The 26,243-nt window shown below is 46.5% G+C and carries 22 protein-coding genes; 7 read left to right on the top strand and 15 right to left on the bottom strand.

The window, feature by feature from the left end; all coding sequences use genetic code 11:
- Positions 1–10: 10 nt before the first annotated feature.
- The 6 genes from BMX45_RS09730 (at position 11) to BMX45_RS09705 (ending at position 7,079) form a co-directional block, all read left to right on the top strand.
- Positions 11–2,383 (top strand): AraC family transcriptional regulator, encoded by a 2,373-nt coding sequence (locus tag BMX45_RS09730; protein ID WP_090909476.1) that lies wholly within the window; start codon positions 11–13, stop codon positions 2,381–2,383.
- A gap of 231 nt (positions 2,384–2,614) precedes the next feature.
- Positions 2,615–4,042 (top strand): PQQ-dependent sugar dehydrogenase, encoded by a 1,428-nt coding sequence (locus tag BMX45_RS09725; RefSeq protein ID WP_090909475.1) that lies wholly within the window; start codon positions 2,615–2,617, stop codon positions 4,040–4,042.
- The gene (locus BMX45_RS09720) at positions 4,039–4,878 is read left to right on the top strand and encodes an ATP-binding cassette domain-containing protein (protein ID WP_090909474.1); all 840 of its coding nucleotides are present in this window, start codon (positions 4,039–4,041) and stop codon (positions 4,876–4,878) included. The genes BMX45_RS09725 and BMX45_RS09720 overlap by 4 nt, the downstream gene beginning before the upstream one ends.
- Complete coding sequence (locus BMX45_RS09715; RefSeq protein WP_090909473.1) at positions 4,878–5,735, top strand: ATP-binding cassette domain-containing protein; 858 nt, start codon at positions 4,878–4,880, stop codon at positions 5,733–5,735. Before BMX45_RS09720 ends, BMX45_RS09715 begins: the two co-directional genes overlap by 1 nt.
- A 1-nt stretch (position 5,736) precedes the next feature.
- Entirely contained in the window at positions 5,737–6,510 is a 774-nt protein-coding gene (locus BMX45_RS09710) for an energy-coupling factor transporter transmembrane component T family protein (RefSeq protein ID WP_090909472.1), read from the top strand.
- Positions 6,498–7,079 carry a hypothetical protein gene (locus BMX45_RS09705; RefSeq protein WP_090909471.1) on the top strand — a complete coding sequence of 194 codons (582 nt, stop codon included), beginning with the start codon at positions 6,498–6,500 and terminating at the stop codon, positions 7,077–7,079. Before BMX45_RS09710 ends, BMX45_RS09705 begins: the two co-directional genes overlap by 13 nt.
- A gap of 128 nt (positions 7,080–7,207) precedes the next feature.
- Here BMX45_RS09705 and BMX45_RS09700 read toward each other — a convergent pair whose 3' ends face one another.
- From BMX45_RS09700 to BMX45_RS09665, 7 genes are all read right to left on the bottom strand, one after another.
- Entirely contained in the window at positions 7,208–8,062 is an 855-nt protein-coding gene (locus BMX45_RS09700; protein ID WP_090909470.1) for a phosphotransferase family protein, read from the bottom strand.
- A 138-nt stretch (positions 8,063–8,200) separates the two neighbouring features.
- Entirely contained in the window at positions 8,201–8,707 is a 507-nt protein-coding gene (locus BMX45_RS09695) for a DinB family protein (RefSeq protein WP_090909469.1), read from the bottom strand.
- A 388-nt stretch (positions 8,708–9,095) separates the two neighbouring features.
- Positions 9,096–9,785 carry a hypothetical protein gene (locus tag BMX45_RS09690; RefSeq protein ID WP_254778006.1) on the bottom strand — a complete coding sequence of 230 codons (690 nt, stop codon included), beginning with the start codon at positions 9,783–9,785 and terminating at the stop codon, positions 9,096–9,098.
- 142 nt (positions 9,786–9,927) lie between these two features.
- Entirely contained in the window at positions 9,928–10,308 is a 381-nt protein-coding gene (locus BMX45_RS09685) for a VOC family protein (protein ID WP_090909468.1), read from the bottom strand.
- Between the two features lie 245 nt (positions 10,309–10,553).
- Entirely contained in the window at positions 10,554–11,027 is a 474-nt protein-coding gene (locus BMX45_RS09680; RefSeq protein WP_090909467.1) for a hypothetical protein, read from the bottom strand.
- A 464-nt stretch (positions 11,028–11,491) separates the two neighbouring features.
- Entirely contained in the window at positions 11,492–11,926 is a 435-nt protein-coding gene (locus BMX45_RS09670; RefSeq protein ID WP_175495069.1) for a hypothetical protein, read from the bottom strand.
- A 400-nt stretch (positions 11,927–12,326) separates the two neighbouring features.
- Entirely contained in the window at positions 12,327–13,718 is a 1,392-nt protein-coding gene (locus BMX45_RS09665; protein WP_090909464.1) for a family 4 glycosyl hydrolase, read from the bottom strand.
- A 173-nt stretch (positions 13,719–13,891) separates the two neighbouring features.
- Here BMX45_RS09665 and BMX45_RS09660 point away from each other — a divergent pair, with 173 nt between their 5' ends.
- Positions 13,892–14,743: an AraC family transcriptional regulator gene (locus BMX45_RS09660; protein ID WP_090909463.1), complete on the top strand. Its 852-nt coding sequence runs from the start codon at positions 13,892–13,894 to the stop codon at positions 14,741–14,743.
- Between the two features lie 105 nt (positions 14,744–14,848).
- Here the strand turns inward: BMX45_RS09660 and BMX45_RS09655 are convergent, their stop codons facing one another.
- From BMX45_RS09655 to BMX45_RS09620, 8 genes are all read right to left on the bottom strand, one after another.
- Positions 14,849–15,931 (bottom strand): Gfo/Idh/MocA family protein, encoded by a 1,083-nt coding sequence (locus BMX45_RS09655; protein ID WP_090909462.1) that lies wholly within the window; start codon positions 15,929–15,931, stop codon positions 14,849–14,851.
- A gap of 18 nt (positions 15,932–15,949) precedes the next feature.
- The gene (locus BMX45_RS09650) at positions 15,950–16,933 is read right to left on the bottom strand and encodes a Gfo/Idh/MocA family protein (RefSeq protein WP_090909461.1); all 984 of its coding nucleotides are present in this window, start codon (positions 16,931–16,933) and stop codon (positions 15,950–15,952) included.
- A 41-nt stretch (positions 16,934–16,974) separates the two neighbouring features.
- Positions 16,975–17,763 carry a phytanoyl-CoA dioxygenase family protein gene (locus BMX45_RS09645; RefSeq protein ID WP_090909460.1) on the bottom strand — a complete coding sequence of 263 codons (789 nt, stop codon included), beginning with the start codon at positions 17,761–17,763 and terminating at the stop codon, positions 16,975–16,977.
- A gap of 74 nt (positions 17,764–17,837) precedes the next feature.
- On the bottom strand, positions 17,838–19,529 hold the full coding sequence (locus BMX45_RS09640; protein ID WP_254778004.1) for an extracellular solute-binding protein: 1,692 nt from the start codon (positions 19,527–19,529) through the stop codon (positions 17,838–17,840).
- Positions 19,530–19,587: 58 nt separating this feature from the next.
- Positions 19,588–20,508 carry a carbohydrate ABC transporter permease gene (locus BMX45_RS09635; RefSeq protein WP_009589795.1) on the bottom strand — a complete coding sequence of 307 codons (921 nt, stop codon included), beginning with the start codon at positions 20,506–20,508 and terminating at the stop codon, positions 19,588–19,590.
- A gap of 33 nt (positions 20,509–20,541) precedes the next feature.
- The gene (locus BMX45_RS09630) at positions 20,542–21,492 is read right to left on the bottom strand and encodes an ABC transporter permease (protein ID WP_090909459.1); all 951 of its coding nucleotides are present in this window, start codon (positions 21,490–21,492) and stop codon (positions 20,542–20,544) included.
- 494 nt (positions 21,493–21,986) lie between these two features.
- Positions 21,987–23,129, bottom strand: a complete 1,143-nt coding sequence (locus tag BMX45_RS09625; protein ID WP_090909554.1) for a GntR family transcriptional regulator — start codon at positions 23,127–23,129, stop codon at positions 21,987–21,989.
- A 227-nt stretch (positions 23,130–23,356) separates the two neighbouring features.
- Positions 23,357–26,008, bottom strand: a complete 2,652-nt coding sequence (locus tag BMX45_RS09620) for an adenosylcobalamin-dependent ribonucleoside-diphosphate reductase (RefSeq protein ID WP_090909458.1) — start codon at positions 26,006–26,008, stop codon at positions 23,357–23,359.
- Positions 26,009–26,243 lie beyond the last annotated feature (235 nt).

Genomic DNA, 26,243 nt, shown 5'->3' with positions numbered 1-26,243 from the left:
GAGGATCGCCATGTATTCAATCATTCGGAGAAAGAATGCCGGGAGCCGAAGAAGAAGCCTATTCATCAGGATGCTCATATCCAATTGTCTTCTGCTCCTGCTTCCCATCCTGATCTGGTTTGTGTTCTACACCAATATTGAACATATCATGAAATCCAATGCGGAACGGTCCAATCTCGGCATGCTGGAGCAGATGCGACTCAATATAGACAGCCATTTTAAAGAAATCGAGCAGTTATCCCATCAGATTATACTCAATCCGAAGCTGCGTTATTTATTGGATACGGACAACAAAGACTTGTCAGAACGGTATCATTTGGTCCAGTTTACAAGAGATTATTTAACAATGCATTCGAGAATGACCAAGGATTTTGTGTATGATTTCTATATTTTTTTGGACCGAAGCGATTCTGTGGTCAAACCGAATCTCGTAACCGATTCTCACAACTTTTATGATAAATATTATCGTTTTGAACATATGACTTATGAAGAATGGCGTAAGCAGATGACGAGCTATCATAGTCAAACTTACCTGCCGTCCTCCACCTTACAGCGATACGGCAACCTGAAGAATGACCCTATGCAAGTGATTACCTTTATGCAATCGTTGCCGGTCGAAGACACGTCTAATATTAAAGGGAATCTTACGGTTCTGATCGATGAAACCAAGATTCACGAAATGACACGACAAATCGAGTCCGCAAACGGCAGTTCCGTTTATATCGTGAACCAAAATCATGAACTCATCAGCAGTACACCCGGTGCTAGTCCGTTATCAAACTCGATATTGAATGAACTGAAGTCGAACTCCGGTTTGCGCAATTCCAATCTGAACGGCCAAGATGTAACGGTATCCTTCACAACATCGGGACAAGTCGGATGGTACTATATTGCTGTGATGCCTTTGAATGTATATCTGGAGAAAGTGAAACAAATGGAGCAGCTTGCGCTGTGGCTTCTCTTGCTATGTATCCTTGCGGGAAGCGCAGCTGCATATGGAATCGCGTATCGAAACTATTTTCCAATCAAAAGAATGGTAGAGGCGATTCAAGCCGGAAGATCTCATCCACGCAAACCTGCAGTGAATGAATTGGACTACATTCTGGAGATGATGAAGATTTCCTGGGATGAAGAACGGCATATCAAAAACAAACTGACGCAGCAACTGCCCATCCTTCGTTCTAACTATTTGCATCGTGTGCTTCAAGGCTATTTCGAGCCTCCGGAGCAAATGAAACAATCGCTGGATTTTATGGGCATCCATTTTCCGTTTCCTCATTTTATTGTCATTCTTGTTCAAGTGGACGACATGTCCCGGTTCGCACCGAACCAAAGTGAAAAACAATGGGCATTGGTGCGATTTATCATCTCTAATCTGGCTGAAGATACCGTCTACGAAGGGCATACGATTCATACGATCGACTTGGAGAAAGACCGGCTGGCCCTGCTCGTGAATCTAAGACCGGATCAGATGGATCATCCGGCTTGCCGGGTGAAGGACATCGTATCCGGATTGCATCGCATGCTGGAGACGAGATTCAAGCTGGAGATCAGCATAGCCATAAGCGGCGTTCATAAGGGCCAGCATCAGATAGGAGAAGCCTATTTGGAAGCGGCTGCCGCCTTGGAGTACAGGATGGTCAATGGGCAGCTGTCGACCTTTTACTATCATGATATTCGCCAGAAAAAGCTGCAGTATTATTACCCTGTCGAAACCGAGCTGCAGTTAATCAACTGTATTCGAAGCGGCGATACAGAGCAAGTGGTCCAACTGCTTACACAGCTGTTCGATCGAAATTTTCGGGACGAATCCATCACTCCGGAGCTCGGGAGATGCCTATTATTCAGTCTTGCCGGTACCCTTCTGCGTATCATGGCATCGGATTCGGATACGCTGGCCTACCGGAAGCTTACAGAAGGTGACATCCACCCTGTGCGTTTCCTGCTTTCCTGTAAAACAACCGACGAAATGTTTGAAAAAGCGAAGGACTTGTATGTATCGGCCGCCGAATCGTTCAAACTGGAACGAAGCGATCACAATGAACAGCTCCTGCTGCAAATTCAAGCCTGCATTCAAGCGAATTACGCCGATCCCAATATGAGCTTGAATTTAGTGTCTGAGCATTTGCAGATCACGCCGCAATATATTTCACAATTTTTCAAAAGAGTGAGTGGACAGAACTTCAACGACTACCTGACTGTCGTACGCATGGATCACGCTAAGAAACTGATGTCGGATCCTGGACTGACCAACGCACAGATTGCCAAGATGGTCGGTTATACAAGCGATACGGTTTTCATTCGGGTTTTTAAGAAGGTCGAAGGCATTACTCCCGGTAAATATAGAGAGAGTATGACGAGATGTGCTGGATTAAATGAATAGGAATTCTTACTGCATTATGCTACATTGGCAGCACACCTCTCATTAAAAGAAAGGATGTGCTGCTAATCGTTTTGCGCTCATCTTTCTCCGAGGATTTTTATCAGGGCTCGTCTTTTTTTCCATGGAACATAGTGCACAATTATATGGACTCTACTAGCCGCTCCTCCGGAATAATAACCGGTTCTAATCATAAGCTTATACAAGAAAGCCATAAAAGGAGGGTTAAGTGAATTGACGAAGGTTAACGTTAGTTTGCGGCCCATTGTTAGCAAGCTAAATTTACCCACGGTGTTGAAAACAACGATTCTTCCGGGCGACTCCATCGAAAGATTATTTATTGCGACTCAGGTAGGGGAGATCTTTTACATTGGAAACGGAGATATAGAGACTTTCTTGGATATTCGCCCGCGAATCCTGAAACTAGGTGGTTCTAGCGGCGGATATGATGAACGGGGACTGCTAGGGCTGGCATTTCATCCCCAATTTTATTTGAACCGTCTGTTTTATCTCCATTATTCAGTAGCTGGAACCCAAGGTCCAGGGGCCTTTCCAGGTGCTCCTTCTGAATCTTTTAAGCCTAACCCGTGCGATGCTAGCACCTTAAACCTAAAGTGGACAAATAGAGAACATCAATACGATCATATCGATACAGTCGAAGAATGGATTCTGCAATCGAATGGCCAACCTCACAAAAGGCGGACGTTACTTAATATCAGAAGGCCATTTTTAAACCATAACGGTGTCAATAGCCTAAACTTTTCCCCTGAAACAGGAAAGCTTGTTTTGACAACCGGTGATGGCGGATCAGGCTATGATCCGTTTAATTTAAGCCAAGACGATATGGAAATTGCAGGTAAAATCATCGAAATTGATGTCGTTAAGAATACGTATATCGATAATCCGCCCGTCGTTACGCGTTTTCATGAACTGCCCGTACCCATTCAGGAAACGCTTACGGTTATTGCCAAAGGCGTTCGCAATATACCCGGCATTTCATTTCAAAGGTTTTACAATCAGTATATCAAATACGTAGGAAATGTCGGACAGGATCTCGTAGAGTCGATTTTTTCGTTCGTTCATTATAAACCGATACCGGTTACTCAGCTTATACAAGCTTCTTTAATGAAAACGGAACCGGACCATGAAGGATTTATTAACCTCGGCTGGCGCGGTTGGGAAGGTGCTTTTCCGACCTCGATCATAACCGGCTGCCCTGCAAATCCGGCTTTGAACGAGAAAACCATTGCATATTACGAGGAAGCCGTAAGAACTTCCGTGCGGCGACTTCAGCCTCTGACAAGTTATTTTCATGAAGATTCCCGAACCGATAAGTTTAGAGCAACTGCACTTACAGGAGTACAGCCCTATATGGGATGTGAGATCCCCTCTCTATCAGGAAACGTTGTGTTTACCGATTTGGCTCGAGGGCCTGAATCTCAACTTCCCGTTAGAGGGGTCCTAGCTTACACCAAGGTAAGAACGGATGGTAAGCTAAATGATTTTCATGTTATTGAAACCGATGATCCGTTTGGGTCTCAATCCGCGTATTATGTTAGTCTGGGAACGAATCTGAATCAAACCAGACTCTATTTAGGGGTTTATGGCTCGATGAAAGTGGCTGATGCTAACCAGGGTACCGTTTTTGAAATTGTTCCATGATTCATAATGAACCAAAGCCGGAGGGCACAATGGAAAACGTTATCTCTTTCAAAGACGTATGGTTCCGGTACGATTCGCGCCAGGATTGGACACTTCGGGAAATCAATCTAACCCTTGATGAAGGAGAATGGCTTACGATCGTGGGTGGTAACGGTTCCGGAAAATCAACGTTAGTTCGATTGATTAACGGCCTGCTCCAACCTACATTGGGAGAAGTCGCCGTTTACGGAAAGAAAACATGCGACCATCGGAACTTATGGGATATTCGTCAAACTGTGGGTATGGTGTTCCCCAACGCGGAGAATCAAATTGTTGGCTTGACCGTTCAGGAGGATACGGCTTTTGGCTTGTATAATATCGGCGTTTCCCCGGATGAAGCAGAATCCCGTTGCCGATCCGTCTTGCAATTGCTTGGGCTCTATGAACTGAAAGATCGTCCTCCATATTTTCTATCCGGCGGGGAAAAACAAAAGCTCGCGATTGCCGGAGTTCTGGCCATGGAGCCCAAAGTGATCATTGTTGACGAGTCCACTTCCATGCTCGATCCCCATAGCGCCCGGCAAATTCATGAGATTATGTCCGAACTGCATCGTAACGGATACACGCTTATCCAGGTGACCCATGAGGTCGAAGAGATTTTCACTGCCGATCGTCTTGTTGTGATGCAGAAAGGTAAGATCCGGTTCGATGGAACGCCCCAAGAAGCGGCGGCAAATTCGTGCGTTTTTACGGACTCCGGCCTTCTCCCACCGTTTTCTGTTCGAATGCGTGATCTTGCCAAGCAAAAAGGGCTGAATGTACCTGCTACGAATGAATTTGAATTCGGGGAAGAATGATGGATATTGTTTTAGAGGACGTCAGTTGCATGCTTGCCGCCAGAACCCCTTTTAATGCAAAAGCCATTGATCGAATCTCGCTGCATGTTCCTGCAGGGCAGTTCGTGGCGATGATGGGGCCGACAGGGAGCGGAAAAACCACATTGGGACAGTTGATGGGAGGCCTGATCCTCCCTCAATCAGGGGCAGTACGAATCGGACCTTACCGAGTCCATAAAAAGTCCGACCGTCTCCGCCTTTGGAAAACAATCGGATTCTTGTTCCAATTCCCCGAGCACCAAGTCATAGAGGACACGGTTTTCAACCATTTCGGAGCCAGACTACATCGACTAAGCACGAGGCGGGAATGGGTTGCGGAGCAAGTGAAACAAACGATGGAAGCCGTAGGGTTGTGCTTTTCGCAGTTCAAAGACCGGTCGCCTTTTCAAATCAGCGGCGGTGAATTGCGGCGGATCGCACTGGCAGGAGTGCTCGTTACGGAGCCGAAAATTCTCATTCTGGACGAACCGACAGCGGGCCAAGATAACTGGGAACGCAGCAGAGTGTTATCGTATCTAAAGCAAGTTCATAATGAGAGAAAAATGACGGTTCTCTACATGACTCATCGGCTTGAAGAGGCCCTCGAATACGCTGATCGGATTCTCGTGTTGGACCATGGTCAATTATACGCGGATTTCCACCCCTGTAACATTCGGGATCACTGGCAGCGGTTGGAGCGAATCGGTTTTGTGAAAACGCCCCTGCTCCGTTTTATAGATTCACTCGAAGAACGGTCCGCCAACAAACTGCTCGAAAGTGTATATAAAGAGGAGCAATTGATATCATTCATCACAACTCTCTCTAGGAAGGAACTGTGATATGCAATGGTTGAAGCTGCTGTCTTTCGGGTCGTCTATGAACACGCGCTCTTTTTTGCAAGATTTGGATCCTCGTTCAAAACTTATCTTTACGGCGACCTATTTATCTTTGGTTACCATCTCAAATGATCTAGTCAGCGTGGTATTCTATGCAATCGTTGGATTGTCGTTGATTCTCGCCGCCCGATTGCCGCTAGCTTATTTATGGAACGGTCTGTTGGGTTTGATTCCCCTGCTGCTCACGCTGTTTTGTTTTCACATGCTGCTAGGCGATCTTAAAAATGCAATTCTCCTGCCTTGCAAGCTCATTTTTATTATCACAACGGCTATAGCGCTCAGTGCAACAACCCCTCCGACCAAGCTGGCAGACGGTCTAGAAGCCATCCTACGCCCGCTTACTCTCGTTCGATTTCCGGTTCAGAATTTCGTATGTATGATCTCGGTGGCCTTCCGGTTTATTCCGCTCTTTATCGATGAAACCGACGCCATGATGAAATCGCACAAACTGAAACACGCACGTTATAAAGGCGAAGGCCTTCGAACCACAACACAATCTCTTCTTCAGCTTCTCGTTGCTCTGTTCGTTGCCGTGCTTCGCCGTGCGAACCAACTGGCTCTCGCGATGGACGCTCGTTGCTACTTACCGGGAAATAAAATCCGGGCACGCCGTTTACAGTATAGCTGGCGCGATGGGATAACGATCCTTCTTGCGCTGGCTCTGCTTCTGATCCATATGCTGTTGAAAGGAGAAGTTTTTGAACGATGGATTCCATGAAAAATTACTGGCTAAAGCCTGTAAGTGCAGAAGTTTCAGAGATTCACACCCGTTTTGGAGCGGCCCAATTTGCCACAAGAAAAATGATTACGGTCGCTTTTCTTGCCGCGCTATCCGCCATTTTTCAATCCATGGGAGGCTTATTGCCAGGGATAGGCTACTTGATTAGTCCCCTCGCCACAGCCCCCATTGTGTTATGTACGATCCTTTCCGTCGGTTCCGGTCTGACCGCCTATTTGCTCGCGATGCTGCTTCTCTTTTTTATCCAACCCAGCGAACTGATCGTTTTTCCTTTCACGACAGGTTTATTGGGGCTTGGGATTGGCGGTTCGCTGTTATATTTGAAATTACGCTTGCCGGCCGTGATTGCCGGATCGTTTTCTTTGTGGGCGGGAATCCTTTTGTTGCTATACGTTTTTCGATTTCCTGTTCTGGGCCCTGCAGTTTCATCTACAGTTAGCCTAAGTACGATCTCTCTCGTATATGTGTTCTCGCTTTTCTACAGCTGGCTATGGGTAGAAATAAGCAGGTATCTCATTACGAAAATAAGTAGGGGATTACTTGAATAAGACGGGGCTATCTGCCAATTCCAAGATAGTCTTTATCTTAAAGGGGAAGAAGTCTCCGACGGTATCCGTATCCTCGAAAACCCTCTGCCGGACCGAGGGCCGGATGGCCCCCAGCGTGAAAGAATTGCCTACACTCGATTTTTCTGTTTCCCTAAACCTCTTCTTATCTCTGCAACTAGCTTCTTCTTCTCAACATCAGAAATGGCATCAGCAGACAATTTCCTTGCTAAAATCGGTATTATCCAAGGCACTACATCATCATAAGAAATCCCAGAGAGTCTATAGTACTCGTCTATAAATAGGTCAATTAGATCCTCACGAATCGAATCAAACATATCTCTGGTTTCCTCGGGAAAGGAGGACGGCAATACGGCATATCGAATCATTACAATATACTCAGCAATATCCGCTTCAGGATTTCCTATGGTTGCATTCATCCAGTCTAACAAGATTGCTTCTCCGTCATCCTTAACGATGACGTTGCGTGGATTTGGATCACCATGACATAGGCATTGTTTCGTTTCCAGCGATTCTAATAAGGATATTGCGCTCTCTTTTTCACTGGCACTCAGGTAATTAACACTCAAGATGTTTGATTTTATTATGCTTTTCTGGCAAGGCAATTCCTTACCTTCAGCTAATGCTTGGTGAACGCGAAATAGGAGTTGAGCTGTAAGCTGAACGTCGGCTTGTTTAACTTCGTTGTTATGGCTAACGATAACCTGATTAAAAAAACGCTCCATCATAGTTTTACCTGCAATATGTTCGAATACAATCCCCGGTCTTCCACTCATTTTCGTTAACTCAAAAGGCTGAGGAATAGGGAGTCCACATTCCCAAGCGATGCAATTATTCAAATACTCTCTTCTTAAAGCTTCGAAACTTGTATTCTCTTTGGCCAGTTTTATGATTCTATTATTCCCTACTTCGAAAACCTCAGAGCATCCGCCTTCTCCGATTTTTTGTCCTAATGTATATAACATTAAAGGGTACTCCTTTCTTTTAAGTTTTTGTTATTTCGACTAACGTTAATGTATTCACGATGTCCAACTCCCATATGCCCGATGCATGAATAAAATGGTATAGGTTGTATCCACCTTTTTTTCGAATATGCAGCTTATTTACTTAAGTCTATCTATAATTTCATGTATTTGATTAATATGCCTTTGTTCATGCAAGTAGAGGGATTTAAGCCAATCAATTAATAACATCTCTTTAAAGACCGGGTGTATAAAATGTCTTCTACTCAGCACTGACTCGTCTTCTACTGTATTTAATAGTTCAAGTAACTTCTGTCTTGAATTGTTTAGTTTCTCAATGATCTCTTCATGTTCTAAAAATTCATCCGTTGGTTTAGCAATGTCAGGAGCTTCTAGCTTTTGACTTCGATCAAGCAGAAATTCGACTGATTTATTTTCTATAAATGAATCTTCTTTGCTCTTTAACCCTCTCTTTATAGCTACGACATATAATTCCTCTGTTTTAAAAAGGTGCTGGCAAACCTGACTAATACTCCAACTGTTTAAGTCTTTCTGTTGGTTTAATCGATCTCCGCTCAACCCAGTAAGAATTCCAAATAATTCGTCTCTGGTCTCTTTTAATTTTTGTTCGATTTCTTGAAGCTCCATAAAAAACTCCCTTTCTTTAATATTTTGCGGATATTTCCTATAACGATCTTGTATTCACGAATCCTAACCGCTTAAAGGAGCAGAGCGACTGGCTACCATGCATATAGGTGGTGCAGAGTTGTCTGCCTGAAATGACTTCTTCCATGTCTCTGGCAGACCAAGGGGTGTAAGCCACGTTTCGTGAATATGTTGTTATCAGATGTCAATATCTTCTTCGAGTAATTCTACAACACACTTCATTCGTTCCTTCATTTCACTTCGTTCTTTACATTTCTTATGTATTAAATTTAAATAATATCCCCTTTTTCTTAGCTACGAAGTGCTTAGAAAAAGGGAAAGTATTCTGCTTTAAAATGCTTATTATATACATTGATAAGTCGAATATATGTTATCGCTTATAGTCAGGCTGCTCCAGAGTAATAGGATTCGGATTGCTGAGAACCCAATGCACTGCCAGCTCGCACAGTCTCGCAGGCTCATCGCTGCCATTTCCGTTGTGAAGTTCTTTCGCTAATTTTCCTGCCTCCTGAAGTGAAGCGGGATCTAATGGTGTACCCAAGCTAAAGTAATGAATCAAACGATTGAGCATTTTACGATATTGCTGATCCCAGTTCATACCGCCGTTATCTAAAATTTCGTATGACACTTTACCCGTAATCCGGATAACCTCACCCTGTACGGTTTTCGCATGTCCTTTTGAAGGAATGAGTAAATTCCAGAGTTCATGATGTTGAGCCTGCCATCCCTTTGTTGATACTGTTATTGAAGAGGCGCCGTCGTGCGTCTTTCGCTTCTCTACTGGAGGAACATCAAATAGCTCATATAGACGTAAAAGTGCCTCATCGGTTTGATTCAAATATTCTTTATTAAAACCTTCTCTGTGAAATTCAAAGTCGTTTCCGATTCGCTTAATAGAGTCTTGCATCCCCGGCGTTACAGTTGTTCCAGCGTTTAGCAAAATATCGGCAACTTCCGCCATATTGACAATATCCGCGTTCCTGCACATGGCCAAAGCTTTTTCTAATGGAGTCTGCCCCATCTTATTTATTGCGCTGATATTAGCGCCTTTAGCAACCAACGTGTGAACCGCTTTCGGTTTAAATGAACCCTATATTTTACCATTTTCCACTCGGACCGAGATTAATAGCCCAATGCGTCAATATGTTGTTATCAGAGGCTAGTGCCTTCTCCAAAAATACTCGTATAAATCTATCTCGGCATTAACTGAAACAAGTACAAATCATTAATATATTCCCATCAGGATCTTTAAATGTGAAATCCGATAAATCAGGGTAGGTTTGAATTTCAGTTACAATCTCTGCTTCCAATTCTTTTACAAACCGATACGCTGCATTGATGTCATCTGCACTCAAATTAAATAATGGTTGATTCGACGTCTTCAGTTCGTACATCTCATCAAAACAATGATTATCAAGTGTTAGCCCAGGGCGTCCAGGTCCCATATCGAAAGTATAAATTGGTCCTTGGATTATATCTTTCACTTCGATTCCAAGGAGTTTGCTGTACCAGTCTACAGACTTCTCTAAGTCTCTTACATGAATAAAGATTGTATCTACCCTGCTTGCAATTGGACTTTGCAATATTAATAACCTCCCATGAAAAACATTAATGATTTGTTGGTTTAATAAGTTGCACTAATTTCTGATAACGTTCCTTTATTTACGACGAGAGCCGGCCTTAGATAGCTCCTATCTTAGGTCGGCTCGATGTCATCCGAGTTATCTTCCATGATTATACATCGGACGATCGAGGGGGGTAAGCCCCCGCAACGCGAATATTATGTTATAGATGTATCTCCTGCCTTCTTGAATTGCTAACATGATGTTTAGAAAGCGTCACAATAAATGTTTTTTATGTATTTTTGATCCCCATAACGGATTTCTTTAGGATAATCTTCGCTGCTGATCTCCAACTTCAGTAAATCATCATGACTCTCTTTTATTTTACTTTTAATCTCTGCCCCAGAATGAATATTATATAGTATATTCCTTATCTGCTTATCATATTTAATTTCACAACGCACTCCTAATTTCACCATGTTATGCTGATCGGTAAAATCGTTAAACAAATCTATTAATAGAAAACTATCCTTATCATTTTTCTTAAAAAAGACAAAAATGTCTCCCTTTCCTGCCCTATATGGTCCTTCACCATCAGATGAATACTGGTTATACAATTCCATCTTATTAAAACTAATATCTAGTTGTCTCATTATTTCTTCTAAATTGAATACCTCGTCCATATCATCTATCAAATCAAAAAACGGTAGATAAAAAGAAAACTCAATATATCTCTTCATACTTAATTCCTTTCATTTCCCTCGGCTTCAATTAATTTGATCAGCAATAATCCCTCTCGAACGCCGATTGCCAACCAAAGTCTACCCTGACTGCAGTTAAACAGCCAGGGTTATTTTTTGGGTTTTGTTGAATGAGCCGTCTTACCTTCTCGCTGTTTCAAATAAATATAGAGTAGTATGCTTCCAAAGAATGATATTTCAACTGCCCCGGTAAGAATTCTCATCCATCGCGTTTCTTTAAAATCAAATAAGATATGTCCTACACAGTATACTGCCGATAGCATGATAACCCATTGAAGTAGCGACTTTTTCATTCGCCAGTCTTCCCCTCTTAGTGACTAAATAGTCTAATAATCCTTAATACTTGATTAAGGTAGCATACACTGCAAAGTATGATTGTGGAATTTTGGAGTAAAATGAAACGGACTAGCGTGACTAGTCCGTTTCTGTTGTTCATATTAGGTCTATTGAACTTCTAGTGCTTTTTTAATTTTATCATTTAAATCTTTATCTCTCGATATAGTAATGTATTCGTCCGATTTATTAAAATAATTCTCTGAGCCTAGGATTAATAGTTGTTCTACGCCATTCTCTGAAACGACATATTTATATTCCCCACTATCAGTTGCTTCCTCTGCTGCAATATCTATTTCCTTGCCGTTCTTACGTTCAAGATGTACAAGTTCGAATATGCCCATATCAGATTTAATATACATCGAGTAATTAGGATTTGTATTGAAGAATGCAGTGTACTTAGAATTATGAATTTCTTGAATTTTGAGCCCCTCATTGTTTAAAAGATCGAGTATATCCTTAGCATGTTGATATTCGCTTGGTACAACTAATGGTTTTGATTCCTGTTGCGAACACCCGAGAGTCAGGGTGCTTAAAATGAACACGAAAATGATACAGATCTTTCTCAACAAAAAATCACCTCTTGATCATATACTATTAGTAATGTTAAACATTTACAAGTTCTTAAGATCACTAACGACCGGTTTTTTCCTGTTTCGATATCCAGCAATACGCTTCAATACCCATCTGAGCGTTGGAATTGCCATTCGCTTCAATACTTAACACTACCAAGTAAATACAACTGCCACTTGAAGCATGCCAGCTCCACGCAATTCGGCCGTATTAAACCAAAGACCACATGATCCCTGATTAGGGTATCTTGTGGTCTTATGCTCTGCTTTTCTTAGTTTCAGCGGTAACCTGAGAAGCAAATGCTTCACTTAGAACGAATGGCTGCCTTATAACCGGGGTCTTGATGTACTCCGCATAAACTTTAAGTTCAGGTCAATCTTCGTACCAAGTGTCCGGGATCATCTCACGCTCCAGTACCAGCAGTTCTTTGATGATTTGGTCCGCGTCGCTGATGGAATTCACGAGCGGATCCGTCAGCATCGCTCTCCTCAGCTTCTCGTAGCTCTGTTCGACGACCGCCTCGGCCGTTAGCTCATGCGTATCCAGCACAAGCTCCTGCATGCCTCGGATTCCCCGCGGCATCTCGCCTACGTGAACCGGCTTTGCCCCTTCCATGCTTACGTCGCACAGGAGCTCCAGGAATGAGTCGTCGCTCATGTTCGTTACCGCCCCGCGGTTGAGTGTATTAATGAAGAACCGCTTCCCCAGATTTCCAACCATATTTTCGATAATGTCCGTCGCATGATCGGGGCCGAAGGTGCTCATGTAATCGGCAATCGGAATGTTCCCCGAGAGGAAGTCGTCCACCTGGCGCCACATCTCGTCGTGTCGCTGATATCGGTCCTCCGTCTCCCAAATCGATAACGGCGGAATGGAGTCCTGCGTCTTGCCGAGAGCTTGCCAGTACCGGACATACTCCTTGGTATGGGCCGTGCAGGTAGGAATGCACCCGAAAATATCGTACAGTTCATACGTGATGGCGTCGTTATGAAGCGCTTTTGCGCCGTGGTCGCCCCCGTTGTTCTCTTCGCCGGCCGCCTTGCGCATGGCTTCCGCAATCGCAGGCATGACATTCTTTCCTTCGAACTCCGCTTTCAGCAGCCAAGTGAAATGATTGACGCCGGCGACGCGGAAGTCGAACTTCCGGTCAATCTCCTCGGTGAACTCGCTTCTGTCTCCGATAATGCCGGCCCGCACGGCATAATAGGCCTTCTTATGCGGCATATGATGGCTGTCGCACAGCGCGAACGATTTTAGCTTCGGCGCATATCGGTGCAATGCGATACCATGGACGGTAGATGGGTTAATATAGTTGATCACCCAAGCGTCAGGGCACAACTCCTCGATGTCTTTAGTGCATTCCATGATGACCGGCAGTTCCCGCATCGCTCGGAATATCCCGCCAGGTCCGATCGTATCCCCGGAGCACATGCGGATGCCGTATTTCAAAGACACTTGGCAATCGATGCCCCGATATTTCACCGATTGTTCGGCGAAGCTAAGTACAACGAAGTCGGCCCCGGGAAGCACCTGTCTTCGGTCCGTCGAGCCCTCCACCTTCAAGGAGACGTTGTTCTCCCGGGCCACCATCTGGGCAAGTCGCACCATTTTCGACAGCCTTTCCTCATCCGTATCGACCAAAGCAAGCGTTCCCCGATTCAGGTACGGGGAGTGGACCATCTGCCATATGGACTGACGACCGAAAAACAGGCTGCCTGCTCCGATGACGACCACCTTCGGCTGCTGCATGTTGGAACCATTCATGATTAACCCTCCTCATAGGATATAAGTCCATTATAGGAGAGTGGCCGGAAAGCGGAATGTACGATAGTTTTCAAAACATGTCATATAGTATGTTAATTCACATCTCATAAATTCTTTAGTATACTTGCTTAAAATGGTGGATGTCATGTGGTAAAGGAAATGAGGGATATTCAATGTGCGCCAAGAAAATGAACATGAGTATAATCAACGAACTCTCGGAGTATATAAGTCTCCGGATGAGCTCCTATTTAGAACAAGCTCATGATAAGGGCTGGATCGAACACAAGTCGCATCCCGATTACGATCTCTGGTTCATTCAATCAGGCTCGGTGAAGATCACCATCGACGGGTTGGAACATACGGCTGTCCCGGGAGACGTGGTGTTTTTTTACCCCGATATGCCCTATATCGCTTCGACGACCGGGGATGTTTGCCGATTCTTATACATACATTTCGATTTCGGCATCGGAGAACAGCAGCGAATTTTGGGCGAGTTTCAACTCCCGGGTATTGTGGCAGGCGACCTGATCCGGGAGGAGGCGACGCTCTTCACCAAAGCCTATCATCGGTTGAAGCAAGGCAGCGGGCCGCCGGGAAACCAGCTCTACTTAAAGGCTTCTCTTCTCGTCGTGATGGCTAAAATTCTCGAGCTTCACGGGCAAGGTGCCTACGCCGGTAAGTTCCTGAATGGCAGGAAGCCTAGAAAAACAGAAGGAAGCCTGGATGTCCTGCAGGACGTATTCCAATACGTGGATGCGAACTTGCAGCGTACCATTCGGATGAACGAGCTCGCCGCGATTGCCGGCGTCTCCGAGAAGTATTTTATCTCCTATTTCAAGAAAAGCGTGGGCATCACGCCGGGACAATACATTACCCAAATCAAAATGAATCGAGCAAGAGATTATCTATACGAAAAAAAATATACGATCCAGCAAATCGCAGGCTTCCTCGGTTATCCTGATCCGTTCACATTTTCGAAAGCGTTCAAGAAATATTACAACGTGCCTCCTTCAAAATTCGAGTAGCCAGTAGACTGTAATTAGGGGATTGTTGGAGCCGTAAGTGAACGCCCGTTATGCTGGATGCACGTAAAAAAGGAGATCCCCGCCTTCGCGGAAATCTCCTGGTCCTTATTCCTTATCAAAATAAACGGTTTTTCCTGTTTCTGCGGATATATACACGGCCTCTAATATTTGTGAAACAATCATAGCCTCCCTCGGTTTAACCAAAGGTTCGGTATCGTTTACGATACTGTGAATCCATTGTTTGGCTTCATATTCGAAATCGGTCAACTCTTCTCCCCTGAATTGTTCTCGTGCATTCGGATTCACCTCGATTTTATTCAGGAACAAGCTCCCGTCCCTCTCGCCATTGATCCGCAGTTCATTTTTAGCAAAATCCGCTCCTCCCTTTGTTCCGCACAGCAGGTTGCCGCCACCTTCCGCAATGTTAAGGGCCCAGCTGGTTTCTATGATGACCGTCGCTCCGTTTTTAAATTTCACATACCCGAACGCCGAATCCTCTACCTCGAATTCGTTAGGATCCCAGGCCCCCCATTCGTTCGCGGCATTTTCGGTATATTTCAGTTTATGGAAGACACTGCCGACGACGCTCTCCGGTTCATAGTTATCCATCAACCATAGGATCAGATCCAGGGAGTGGGTTCCAATATCGATCATGGGACCGCCGCCCTGTTTCTCTTTATCCAGAAACACGCCCCATGTCGGAACGCCTCTTCTTCGGGTAGCGACCGCTTTTGCAAAATAAATATCTCCAAGCTCCCCATCGGCAATCATCTTTTTTAACAGCTGGCTTTTGGCGTTGGAACGATTCTGGTACCCTACGGTGAGCTTCTTGCCTGTTCGCAAGTGGGCTTCGTACATGGCCTTGGCCTCCGCACCTGTGACGGCCATTGGTTTTTCGCACATGACATGTTTGCCGCTTTCGAGCGCATCAATGGAAATCGTTGCATGCGAGCTGTTCGGAGTTAGCACATGCACGACCTCAATCTCTTCCATGGCAAGCAGATCGTTGTAATTCGTAAACACCTTTGCGTCAGGCGTGCCGTATTTTTTCGCGGCTTCCTCGGCTCTTTCCGGCTTCAAGTCGCAAAAGGCCACCATCTGCACGTTGTCTAACTTGGATAAACACGGCATATGTTTGCCGTTCGCAATCATTCCGCAACCGATGACCCCTACTTTTACGGTTCTCATGGCATTCCCTCCCTCGCGTTATTTGAACTCTACCGTTCGGTTTTCCTTATGAGCGATGTATGCCGCTTCCAATAGCTCCGTCAATTTCGTTCCCTCTTCCAAACCGAAGGGCATCGGCTTGTCATGAATTAAGGCATCCGCCCATTGGATGATCGGAAGCGGCTGCTCTTTAGGGAGTTGAGTGGGTGAGATCCATCCGTAAAAAGGTAACTCGAGCTTCTTCGAGATGACTCTAACGGTATCATCTGAGATCATCAAGGTGCCCTCCGTACCGTAAATTTCAAGTGCAGAAGGGGTTCTGTACGTCACAAGGCTGGTTTCGACCAGTGCGACCGTATTGTTGACGAACTCAATGGAGCACTGCGCATTATCTTCCACTGCACGATGGGTGAAATAATGAAACATGGAGGTGATTCGTTTGGGCTGACCCAACATCCAACTGGCTAAGTACATCGGATGACATCCCAAATCCATCATCGCTCCGCCGCCGGTTTGCTTCTCATCGTACCAGTATTCCGGGAGCCAATTGTTCAATGCGCCGTCGTGGCCGTTCCGAATGCGCAAAAGCGTCACGTCCCCTAGTACATGGTCATCGATCAGCTGCTTCGCGAACAATTGGTGAGGCCTTGTGCGAGCCGGAAATGAAATGCAGAACTTGACGCCTGCTTTGCGTACCGCTGCAGAAATCCGATTACATTCTTCTACGGTAAGAGCCATGGCTTTCTCGGTAAAGATGTGTTTGCCGGCCTCAGCGGCAGCTACCATGACGTCAGCGTGCATGCTTGTAGGGGCATCCACCACGACGCCATCGATGTCTTCCCGCTCTAGCAGCGTATCCAAATCCGCTTCAAAATCCGTTCCCAGTTGGGCAGCCCATTCGCTTCCCCGCTCAGGCTGTTCGTCCCAGACTGCCGTGAGTTTAACGTTACCGTGAGATTGCAACCTTCTTGCATAATCATCTGCATGCACATGCCACTTGCTTAACATCGCAACGTTCAACATGCGTTTCCCCTCCGTCATCGTTTGTATTTTTTCACAAAATTTTAGTTTTCTTCAAAGGGGGGTGGGGTATAACTTGCTCCAAATGGCGCATCAGGCCTTGAAAAGTCCCCCATTAAAGCTCTTCGCACAGGCGTAGTTCTTTGCATAAAGTTGCTATCGTTATGAAAACGGTCCGAGGGCTTTACCCACGGAGGGCTATAGATGTAATGCATGGTATAGCGGTCGTAATCCCAATTATGTTCGTACGCCCGATGCCATACGGCGTTGTGAAACACCAGGACTGACCCTGCGGATGCACATATCACATGGCTGATCGGCGTACCCGAATTTGCAGTCCGAATCGAATCCGGTAGTGGAACGAGACTGCGGTGGCTGCCTGGAATGAGCTCCATATTCCCCATCCCAGGTTCTTCTTGATCGGTCAGTAAAAATGAAGCTCGGAGCTGTATAAGAGGGATGGGATACCCCAGTTTCTTAAAATCGAAGGCGCTGGATCCGTCTTGATGCCAGCCCCCCATCCTACCCCTTGCCGGCTGCATCGTATTCCACCCGGACTGCATAATGAATCGATCGCCAAGCAACCCCCTTATCTTCGGTAAAACCGATGGATGATCCATTAAATTTTCAAGAGCGTGTTCAGACTCATACCCTCTGCCGACTTGACCCCAACCGACCGTACCTGCCGCTTCATGAAGTCGAATGGATGCCTGCAGGCATTCTTTGACCTCCTCTTTCGACAGCACATTCGGAATGACAAAATAACCCCACGATTCGAACATAAACTGATCGAGTTCAGTGAATGCGCCTGCTGAAACGATCGGGTTTAACATATGTTGTCGTCCCCTTCCTTACATGTAAAAAGTGATTCGGGATGGCAGTGACACCATCCCGCAAGCCTCTTCACTTAAAACCCGACATCATCTCGCTCTGCAGCTTTTTGAGCCACGAACTCCGCCATTTCTTCCACGCCGGCCGCTCTGAATTTTTCTTGAACACTATGAAGCATATTGAGAGCTTCTTCATCTGACCCTGCAAAAAACGCTTTCTTAAATTCCTCATCGAAATTCAAACTGCTGGTTTTATCGATATATTCCTGATATTTCGGCCACTCTCTTGCAAGGTAGCTGGCGCTTACTTTGTCTATGATTTTGATAGGCATTTTTGCCGAGAAACTTTCCTCCAGCTTCTGCCACTCCGTTTTTTGATCTTCGGGCGTAGGCCAAGTGACTTCAGAGGAGAATGCTCCGATGAACCTTCCTGGAAGATAATTGAGCCCTGCGTCTCTTTTCAGATCCGGATTTTCATCGAATTGTTTTTTCACATCAGAGATCCATTGGGGTACCCCGTTTTCCATGGTGTAGTGCGTTCCTTCGATTCCGAAATACGCAAGCAATCGGCCTTCTTCGCTGTTGACATAATCAATGTACCGCAATGCCGCATCGGGATCTTTGATGTTAGCGCTTAAGAAAAGGGCAGGGAATCCGGAACGGCCGGGTTTTTCCACTTGCGTTCGAATCTCTCCGCTCTTATTCTTCATCGGTCCGAGTAATTCATATTGCATTTCCGGATTCGTTTTATACAGCGTTTTTTGTAAATCCGCTAACATAGGCTGGGCTCCGAATACGGCAAGCTTGCCCGTCGTCAGCTTTTCATTCGCTGTTGTACTCGTATTGTTGAAGGCTTCAAGATCAAACAAACCTTCCGTTAATAACTTTCTCATGTATAACAATCTAGCTTCATGATCCTTGGACTGCGTCCAGTGAATCAGTTTTCCATCCACTTCACGGTAGTCCGAAATCGTGTAATCCGTCCACCCGGCAAGGAATTGGCCGTAATCCCATCCATTCCACATGGTTCCGGCAGGAATGACCGGCTTCCCGCCAATATCCTTGAAACCGCCGTCTCGGATCTTGATCAATAGATCAACTAGTTCTTCTTGCGTATCAATATCCTCCGCTTTGACATTTAAAGCTTTCAGGATATCGCCCCTGGCAAAAAGGCCGTAATTCCAATTATGAATGCTCTCAGGGGTACCGTCCGGGGTTTCCGTAGGAATGAGATACGTCTTGCCTTCAAATTCGGGACTATTGAGATCGAACTCGGCAAAATCCTTCGCGATCCCGGTAGTCACAAGTCTTTTGATATTCGGATATTTATCGAGATAAGGGGTTAAATCCAGAAGCTGTCCTTCCATGGCCGCCTTCTTGATGACTTGTCCTTCTCCTCCTGTCGTAGACCAGAAAGGTGCGTTAACGATATCCGGAACCGTACCGGAAGCAAAAATGGTGTTTAGCTTTTCTACTTCGCTTGTCGTGATGGATTCCAGTTTCAACGTGACCCCGGTTTTTTCCCTGATCTGCCCGGCTACGGGATTATTCTCCTGGTCCTGCGGGAAACCGGCTCCGCCACCGTTCCAAGCGCTGAGGAAAGATAAGGTCACGGGTTTTATTTCTTCAGTACCTTGCTCCTTCGGACCCGTGTCAACCGTACCTGCATCCTCCCCTCCGCCTTTTCCCGTACATGCCGTCATGGTTGCTAGAAGCAGTAAAGCGATTAGTGTTATACCAAGAACACTCCTGCGCTTGTTCTTCCTCATCCTACAATCCCCTTCCATTGGAAGTTTTTTATATAAAAGGCATAGCCTTTTATACCGACTACTCCTTAAGAGAACCTACCAGTACGCCTTTCACAAAATATTTCTGAAGAAACGGATACACACAAATGATCGGGGTCGTTATAATGATGACGAACGTCATCCTCAAGGCTTCCGGCGTTACGCCTCGCAGTTCCATCTGCGTCTCGGTCATGTTTTGAATGGCGGATCCGCTATTTCCCGACGACGACGTCATCGACTGGAAAGACGCTTCGCTGATCATCTTGTTAAGAAACGTAGCGGCAGGCTGCAGCTTTTCATTTTGTATGAAAAACTGACCGGTAAACCAGTCATTCCACACGCCCACCCCGACAAACAAAGCAATGGTAGCAAGCACCGGCATCGATAGAGGCAGAATGATTCTTGCAAATACCGACAACTCGCTCGCGCCGTCGATTCGGGCCGATTCCGACAGACCTTCAGGAATCCCGTCGAAGAAGGTTTTCATGATAATCGCATTGAAAAAGTTATATAGGGACGGCAGCACCAACACCCAAAACGTGTCCAGGATGTGGATTTGCCGGAACAGGATGAACGTCGGAATCAGTCCGCCGCTGAACAACGTGGTAAAGAAAAAGAAGAATACGATGTATTTTCTTCCCGGCAAACCTTTCCGCGAAAGGGCGTAGGCCAATAAGGCCGTCAAAAATACGGAGGCGACCGTGACCACAAGGGTTCGGGTAATGGAAATATAGAAGGAATTTAGGATCAAAGTGTTGCTAAAAGCTTTTGCATAGTTTTCTAATGTAAACACTCTAGGGAAAAAATAGATTCCCCCCTTCATCGCATCGTAACCGTCATTGAAAGAAAGGGCTAAAAAATAGATAAATGGATATAACGCCGTAGCGCAGAATAAAAGCAGCACCGCATAGTTCAGCGTCATATACATTTTATCTGCCGGCGACAGCCTACTTGCCCCCATAACGCACACCTCCTCCTCTTCAGTGCTAGATGATTACCATAACGATACGTTACTCACGCGTCTGGATATATTATTGACAGCGACAATGAGCAGCAGCGAGATCGCTGATTTGAATAAACCGATGGCCGTGGAATATGCTAATTGCCCCTGTTGGAGGCCTGTTTTTAAGACATAAGTGTCCAAGATCTCCGAGACGCTTAAGGTTGCCGGGGACTGCATCAGCCAGATTTGGTCAAAACCCGCGTTCAGGATTCCGCTGAGTGAGAATATAAGCAATATGGCGATCGTTGGCGTAAGACATGGAAGCGTGATCTTGAATAGTTTGCTCCACCTTCCAGCCCCGTCGATTTCCGCAGCTTCATACAAGTGCGGATCGATATTCGTTAACGCGGCCAAATAAATGATCGAACCCCAGCCTACGCCTTTCCAGATGTCGGATATGAGGACCAATGGATAGAATAATTCCGGCTTTCCCATAAAAAAGATGGGATCCAAACCCATTTGGTACCGAATGTCATTGATAAGCCCTACGTTCGGAGACAGGATTTTTTGAAGCAAGGTAACGACAACGACCCATGAAACGAAGTGCGGCAGATAGGAAATCGTTTGAAACACTCGTTTGATTTTTTTGTGCATGACGGCATTGAGCATTAAAGCTAGGATCAAGGGAGCTGGAAATCCGAAAATAAGTTTAAGGGCGCTAATGGATAACGTATTTCGGAGCACATCGTAAAAACTGGAATCGTTTAAAAACTGTTCGAAATATTTAAACCCCGCCCACGGACTCCCCAATATCCCCAAATTGAATTTGTAATCTTTGAATGCGATGATAATGCCGTACATCGGATAGTAAGCAAACACCAGGAACCAGATGATCGCAGGAAGCAAAAATAAGTATATGTGCCTGAAATACCATATTCTAGTTAGTTTCTTATTCTTTTTTAATTGCTCCAATCCAGGGATAAGAGCACCCTTTCGTACCATTCTCCGAACACCTCCTACATCTTCGTCTTACGGTAAATAGCGACTGTCTCCCCCTCCTTCGTTGCAAGCGGTTTCAATTTTATAGTTTAAATATATTCAATATGGTGTAGGAATCATTCCACAATTTCCTCATTTGGTTAAAAAGTAACCTTAGGTTGTAGATAAACGGGGCAAAAGCCCCTACCCCAACCTTCTTTTCAGATGTTTTTAATCCTTAGCAAGGATACATTATATTCAATATATCCTTAAGAAATGATCTGATAAAAAGTATGATATTGAGATGTAACGACCTGCGAATGGATGGAAGAGCTTCTGTTGGATTTCTTTATTGATTTGATTTTGGGAAACTATTAGGGGGAGGATTTCATGAGAGGAAGTTATGGCTGACCTAGTAAAAGAGTCCGCGCAGCCATCGCTTCCATTGTCAGGCTCGAATAGGAAGCGCATCGGACTCGTTATTAGGTTGCCTATATAGGAAGAAGCGTGTGTTGGTATCAGAAAGTGGATGCAACGTTTTTTCCCGTCGTCTCGCCAATGACCAATTCCGGCTCCACTAGGGTTTTAACGTATTTTCCGTCTTGCCCGTCCTCACTGTTAATGACCTCTAGCAGCGTGTAAGCCGCACGGTAGCCCATGTCTCGTTCAAACTGTTTAACATGCGTGAACGTGCCGTATCCTTCGATGATGGAAGTCGGATCGTCAAAACTGATGATGGATATGTCCTCAGGCACCTTCAATCCGGCTTGACGCGCAATCTGATAGATTTTTACCCCAAGAATTCCATTAAGCGTAATATAAGCCGTTGCCATTCGATTTTTGATATAGCGGTACAATGGATGCGTTTCAGCTTGCTCAAGGCTTCCGATTTCAAAACCGGTTACGATATGGGCAGGGTTAATGAGTGCTCCCTTTTCCTTGAAGGCATTCATATATCCATCGATCCGTTCTTGAACGGTTACGGTTTGTATGGGCGAATCGGAGCAGATGGCGATCTCACGATGCCCCAGTTCCCACAGGTAATTGACCGCCATGTTAACGCCAAGCCTGCCGTCCGATGCGATATAGTGAGTTTCCACCCCGGGAAGGTAACGGTCGATGAGAACAAACGGAAACCCCGCAAATTTCATGCTTAATATTTCCTCGTTGAATAATTCCTCGTCCACCGGGAAAATCAATAACCCTTCCACTCCGATGTTACTGCATGTCTGGATCGCCTCTTTTTCCTTATCAATATCGCCCTCTGATAAATAGATAACGCAGCGGTAATCGTTCTCATTCAGCGCTTGCTGAATGCCTTGTATAAGCCGAATCGTAAAATAATCATAAATGCTGGGCATAATGAGCCCGATCAACCGTGTCCCCATTTCTCCGCTAGTTTTATGGACAGGTTTTGCGGTACTTATAGGAGGAGTGGCCGGCATTTGAGATTCGGGCTCGCTTACAAAAGTCCCCTTTCCGGGCACCCTGGTTATGATTTTTTCGTTAACCAAGCCGGCCAGGGCATTAACGACCGTAATCTTGCTTACTCCAAAACGCTCCATGAGTTCCTTTTCCGTAGGTATACGGTCTCCAACCTTCAGTACCTGCGACGATATCAAGTCGCGTATATACTCTTGAACCCTTTGATACAATGGCATTCTTTCCGTAGAGCTCAATTGAATCACCACATTTCATTCAATATGTTTAATATATACGTTACGAATGGTGCAAGCGTTTTATTCCATACTCTAATAACCGAAACAGCGGCAGCCATGGACGAGAAAATAAAGTCCTGACTGCCGCTGTTTTATTGAACTATCATATTCGTTAGATTGCGCGGGAAAATCAAATTTAATTTAGGAGGGAGCTCCTCCCTACGACGTCCTTAAGAGCACTTACTATACCCGCAGTTCCCGCACGTCTTGCATCCCTCGATGTTAATCAAGGACGCCCCGCCGCAGGACGGGCACAAATCCAGCGACATGCTGCCGCCTGCGTGCGCGCCCTGTCCGCCGTGGCCCGCAGCTGCCGTTGACCCGGCTTCGCCTGCATCGGCAGGCGCCATCGTGGCTGCGACCGGTGCCGGATCATGGTCATGATCCGCCTCGGCGTTGTTGGCCACGTGCGTCTCGAGCGCCTTCGCCACGGCGTCGGCGATGGACTCGACGCGGTTCGCGCCGAAGCCGATCGCGCCGGTGCCGCCGATGCCCTTGAGGTGCTTGATCAGCAGCTCCACCTTGTTGCCGTGGTCTCCGTAACGGAGGAACAGGGAACATACGCGGCCCAAAGCTTCCGCCATCGCGAACACATCCGATCCGGCTTTGCCGACGTTCAGGAAGATTTCGCTTGGAATGCCGTCCAGATCATTGATCGTGATGTACGCCATGCCAAACGGCGTGTTCATTTTATAGGTTGCGCCGCGCAGCACTTGCGGACGCTTCTTGTATTGTTTATCCAGCCCGCTCTTGCTCGGCGAGGCTGTCACGGCCACGCTAGCAGCCGCTGGCTCCACGCTCGCCGCTTCCTCTGCGGCTTGGCCTGCCGCGCTTTGCTCCAGCGCTGTTTCCGCAGTAGAAGCTGTCGTCGCTTCGGAGGCTTTGTCTTCTTTTTTCTCCGTCTGCAGCACCTGTACGTCGCGGCTGCCGTCGCGGTAGATCGTTACGCCTTTGCATCCCAGATCGAATGCCAGCTCATACAGGCGCTTCGTATCTTCAACCGTGAAGTCGGACGGACAGTTCGCCGTCTTCGAGATGGAGCTGTCCACCCAGCGCTGAATCGCCGCCTGCACGCGGATGTGATCCTCGGCGGAGAGACTCATCGCGGTGACGTAATAGTCCGGAAGCTCTTCGCCCGGATGGCTGTCCAGCCAATCCTGAGCAATCGGCACGAACTGCTCGTCGAAGCCGAGACGGCTTTGACGGAAGTATTTGAAGGCAAAGTACGGCTCGATGCCCGTCGACGTTCCAACCATCGTACCCGTGCTGCCCGTTGGCGCTTGGGTAATGACGGTAACGTTGCGTGCGCCTTTTTTGCGGACCGCTTCGGCAACTTCCGGATACACCTCGGCCATATTTTTCATGAAGCCGCTTTGCAGATAAAGCTCGGCATCGAATGCCTGGAACGAGCCCTTCTCCTCGGCAATATCGGCGGAAGCAAGATACGCTTCACGGGCGATGAAGCCATACAGCTTATCCAGGAACTCCAGCGATTCCGGGCTGCCGTAACGGATGTTCAGCTTGATCATCAGCTCGGCCAGACCCATTGTTCCGAGGCCTACGCGGCGCTCTTTTTTCTGGTTCAATTCGTTTTCTTCGAAATGGTACGGCGTCCGGTCAATGACATTATCCAGGAAACGCACGGAGTAACGCGTCGTTGTAGCCAGCTCATCCCAGGCAACGTCATGATTCGTTTCATCGTAGAACTTCGACAGGTTCATCGCGGACAGGTTGCATACGCCCCAGCCCGGAAGTCCCTGCTCGCCGCAAGGGTTGGTACAGATGATCGGGTTGAAATACCAGCTGTTGGACATCTGGTTGTAGTATTCCATGAAGACCACGCCCGGCTCTGCCGATTTCCATGCGGATTCGATAATGGTGTGCCATACCTCGCGTGCTTTAACCGTTTTATATGGAATGATGCTGCGTCCGGCTTTCTTCCATTTATCCAAATCGCCGTCCCACAGCTCATCGTAATCGGGATCGGTGGTATCCGGGAACACGAGCTCCCAGTCCAGATCTTCCTTCACGGCTTTCATGAAATCGTTGCTGACGCATACCGACAGGTTCGCGTTCGTGACTTGTCCCATCGTCTGCTTCACCGTAATGAAATCCTCCACGTCCGGGTGCCAATCGTTCATCATCAGCATGAGCGCACCGCGGCGGCTTCCGCCCTGCTCGATCAGGCCTGTCGTATAACTGAACAATCCACCCCACGATACGGCACCGCTGGAGGATCCGTTCACGCCTCTCACGATCGCGCGCCGAGGACGAAGGGAAGACAAGTTGATGCCGACACCGCCGCCGCGCGCCATAATCTCGGTCATCTCGCTCAGGGTTTCCATGATGCCGCCCCGACTGTCCTTCGGGGAAGGAATGACGTAGCAGTTGAACAGCGTCAATTCATCGCTTGCACCCGCTCCGGCCGCAATCCGTCCGCCCGGCACCAGCTTCCAATCATCCAGAATCTCGCGGAATTTCCCGCGCCACTCTTCCTGCAGTTCCGGCGTTGCCTCAACCGATGACATGGCGGCCGCGAGTCGATCCCACATTTCTTCCGGCGTTTTCTCGATGGTTAACGTCAACTTCTCCACATCCGACTCCACAAGCTCGCCCTTCCGTGTCTTCACGGTGACCTTGCGGCCTTCGCGTTTCACGATTTCGCCAACTTCCTTGGTCGGAAATTTAGGATCATCCTTCGTCAGCACGAGCACCACATCGCCGACCTTGGCGTTGTTGGTGTCCGCATCCTTCCAGGCATACCGGTCCAAAAAGATCTTCTCGCTTAAACCTTCCAGCCGCTGATTCTGCATCGTACTCAAGTGCAACTACCTCCTATATTAAGATATAAAATTTAAAAGATTCCCAAGTATGTGCTCACCAACAACATAACCTGTTATGTAGCCGGTCAAACATCCAAAACCACTATATACACCACATATAGTGCTATTTATTCATTATACTACACTATATATAGGTTAACTATGCCGATAATGTGAAAATTAAGCCGACAGTTCCAAGCTCCCGCGCGCAAGCTTCCGCTTTCTTCCTCTCGCT

Origin of the sequence: Paenibacillus sp. cl141a, from assembly GCF_900109305.1 — a bacterium.
Taxonomy (GTDB): Bacteria; Bacillota; Bacilli; order Paenibacillales; family Paenibacillaceae; genus Paenibacillus_AQ; species Paenibacillus_AQ lautus_A.
This window is presented reverse-complemented; position numbering and strand designations above follow the sequence as displayed.

Bases quoted from the DNA above. Each gene is read 5' to 3' on its own strand.
- BMX45_RS09730 (WP_090909476.1), top strand. From the start codon at position 11: ATGTATTCAATCATTCGGAGAAAGAATGCCGGGAGCCGAAGAAGAAGC.
- BMX45_RS09720 (WP_090909474.1), top strand. From the start codon at position 4,039: ATGATTCATAATGAACCAAAGCCGGAGGGCACAATGGAAAACGTTATC.
- BMX45_RS09715 (WP_090909473.1), top strand. From the start codon at position 4,878: ATGGATATTGTTTTAGAGGACGTCAGTTGCATGCTTGCCGCCAGAACC.
- BMX45_RS09710 (WP_090909472.1), top strand. From the start codon at position 5,737: ATGCAATGGTTGAAGCTGCTGTCTTTCGGGTCGTCTATGAACACGCGC.
- BMX45_RS09705 (WP_090909471.1), top strand. From the start codon at position 6,498: ATGGATTCCATGAAAAATTACTGGCTAAAGCCTGTAAGTGCAGAAGTT.
- BMX45_RS09700 (WP_090909470.1), bottom strand. From the start codon at position 8,062: ATGTTATATACATTAGGACAAAAAATCGGAGAAGGCGGATGCTCTGAG.
- BMX45_RS09695 (WP_090909469.1), bottom strand. From the start codon at position 8,707: ATGGAGCTTCAAGAAATCGAACAAAAATTAAAAGAGACCAGAGACGAA.
- BMX45_RS09680 (WP_090909467.1), bottom strand. From the start codon at position 11,027: ATGAAGAGATATATTGAGTTTTCTTTTTATCTACCGTTTTTTGATTTG.
- BMX45_RS09665 (WP_090909464.1), bottom strand. From the start codon at position 13,718: ATGAATGGTTCCAACATGCAGCAGCCGAAGGTGGTCGTCATCGGAGCA.
- BMX45_RS09660 (WP_090909463.1), top strand. From the start codon at position 13,892: ATGTGCGCCAAGAAAATGAACATGAGTATAATCAACGAACTCTCGGAG.
- BMX45_RS09655 (WP_090909462.1), bottom strand. From the start codon at position 15,931: ATGAGAACCGTAAAAGTAGGGGTCATCGGTTGCGGAATGATTGCGAAC.
- BMX45_RS09650 (WP_090909461.1), bottom strand. From the start codon at position 16,933: ATGTTGAACGTTGCGATGTTAAGCAAGTGGCATGTGCATGCAGATGAT.
- BMX45_RS09645 (WP_090909460.1), bottom strand. From the start codon at position 17,763: ATGTTAAACCCGATCGTTTCAGCAGGCGCATTCACTGAACTCGATCAG.
- BMX45_RS09640 (WP_254778004.1), bottom strand. From the start codon at position 19,529: ATGAGGAAGAACAAGCGCAGGAGTGTTCTTGGTATAACACTAATCGCT.
- BMX45_RS09635 (WP_009589795.1), bottom strand. From the start codon at position 20,508: ATGGGGGCAAGTAGGCTGTCGCCGGCAGATAAAATGTATATGACGCTG.
- BMX45_RS09630 (WP_090909459.1), bottom strand. From the start codon at position 21,492: ATGGTACGAAAGGGTGCTCTTATCCCTGGATTGGAGCAATTAAAAAAG.
- BMX45_RS09625 (WP_090909554.1), bottom strand. From the start codon at position 23,129: ATGCCATTGTATCAAAGGGTTCAAGAGTATATACGCGACTTGATATCG.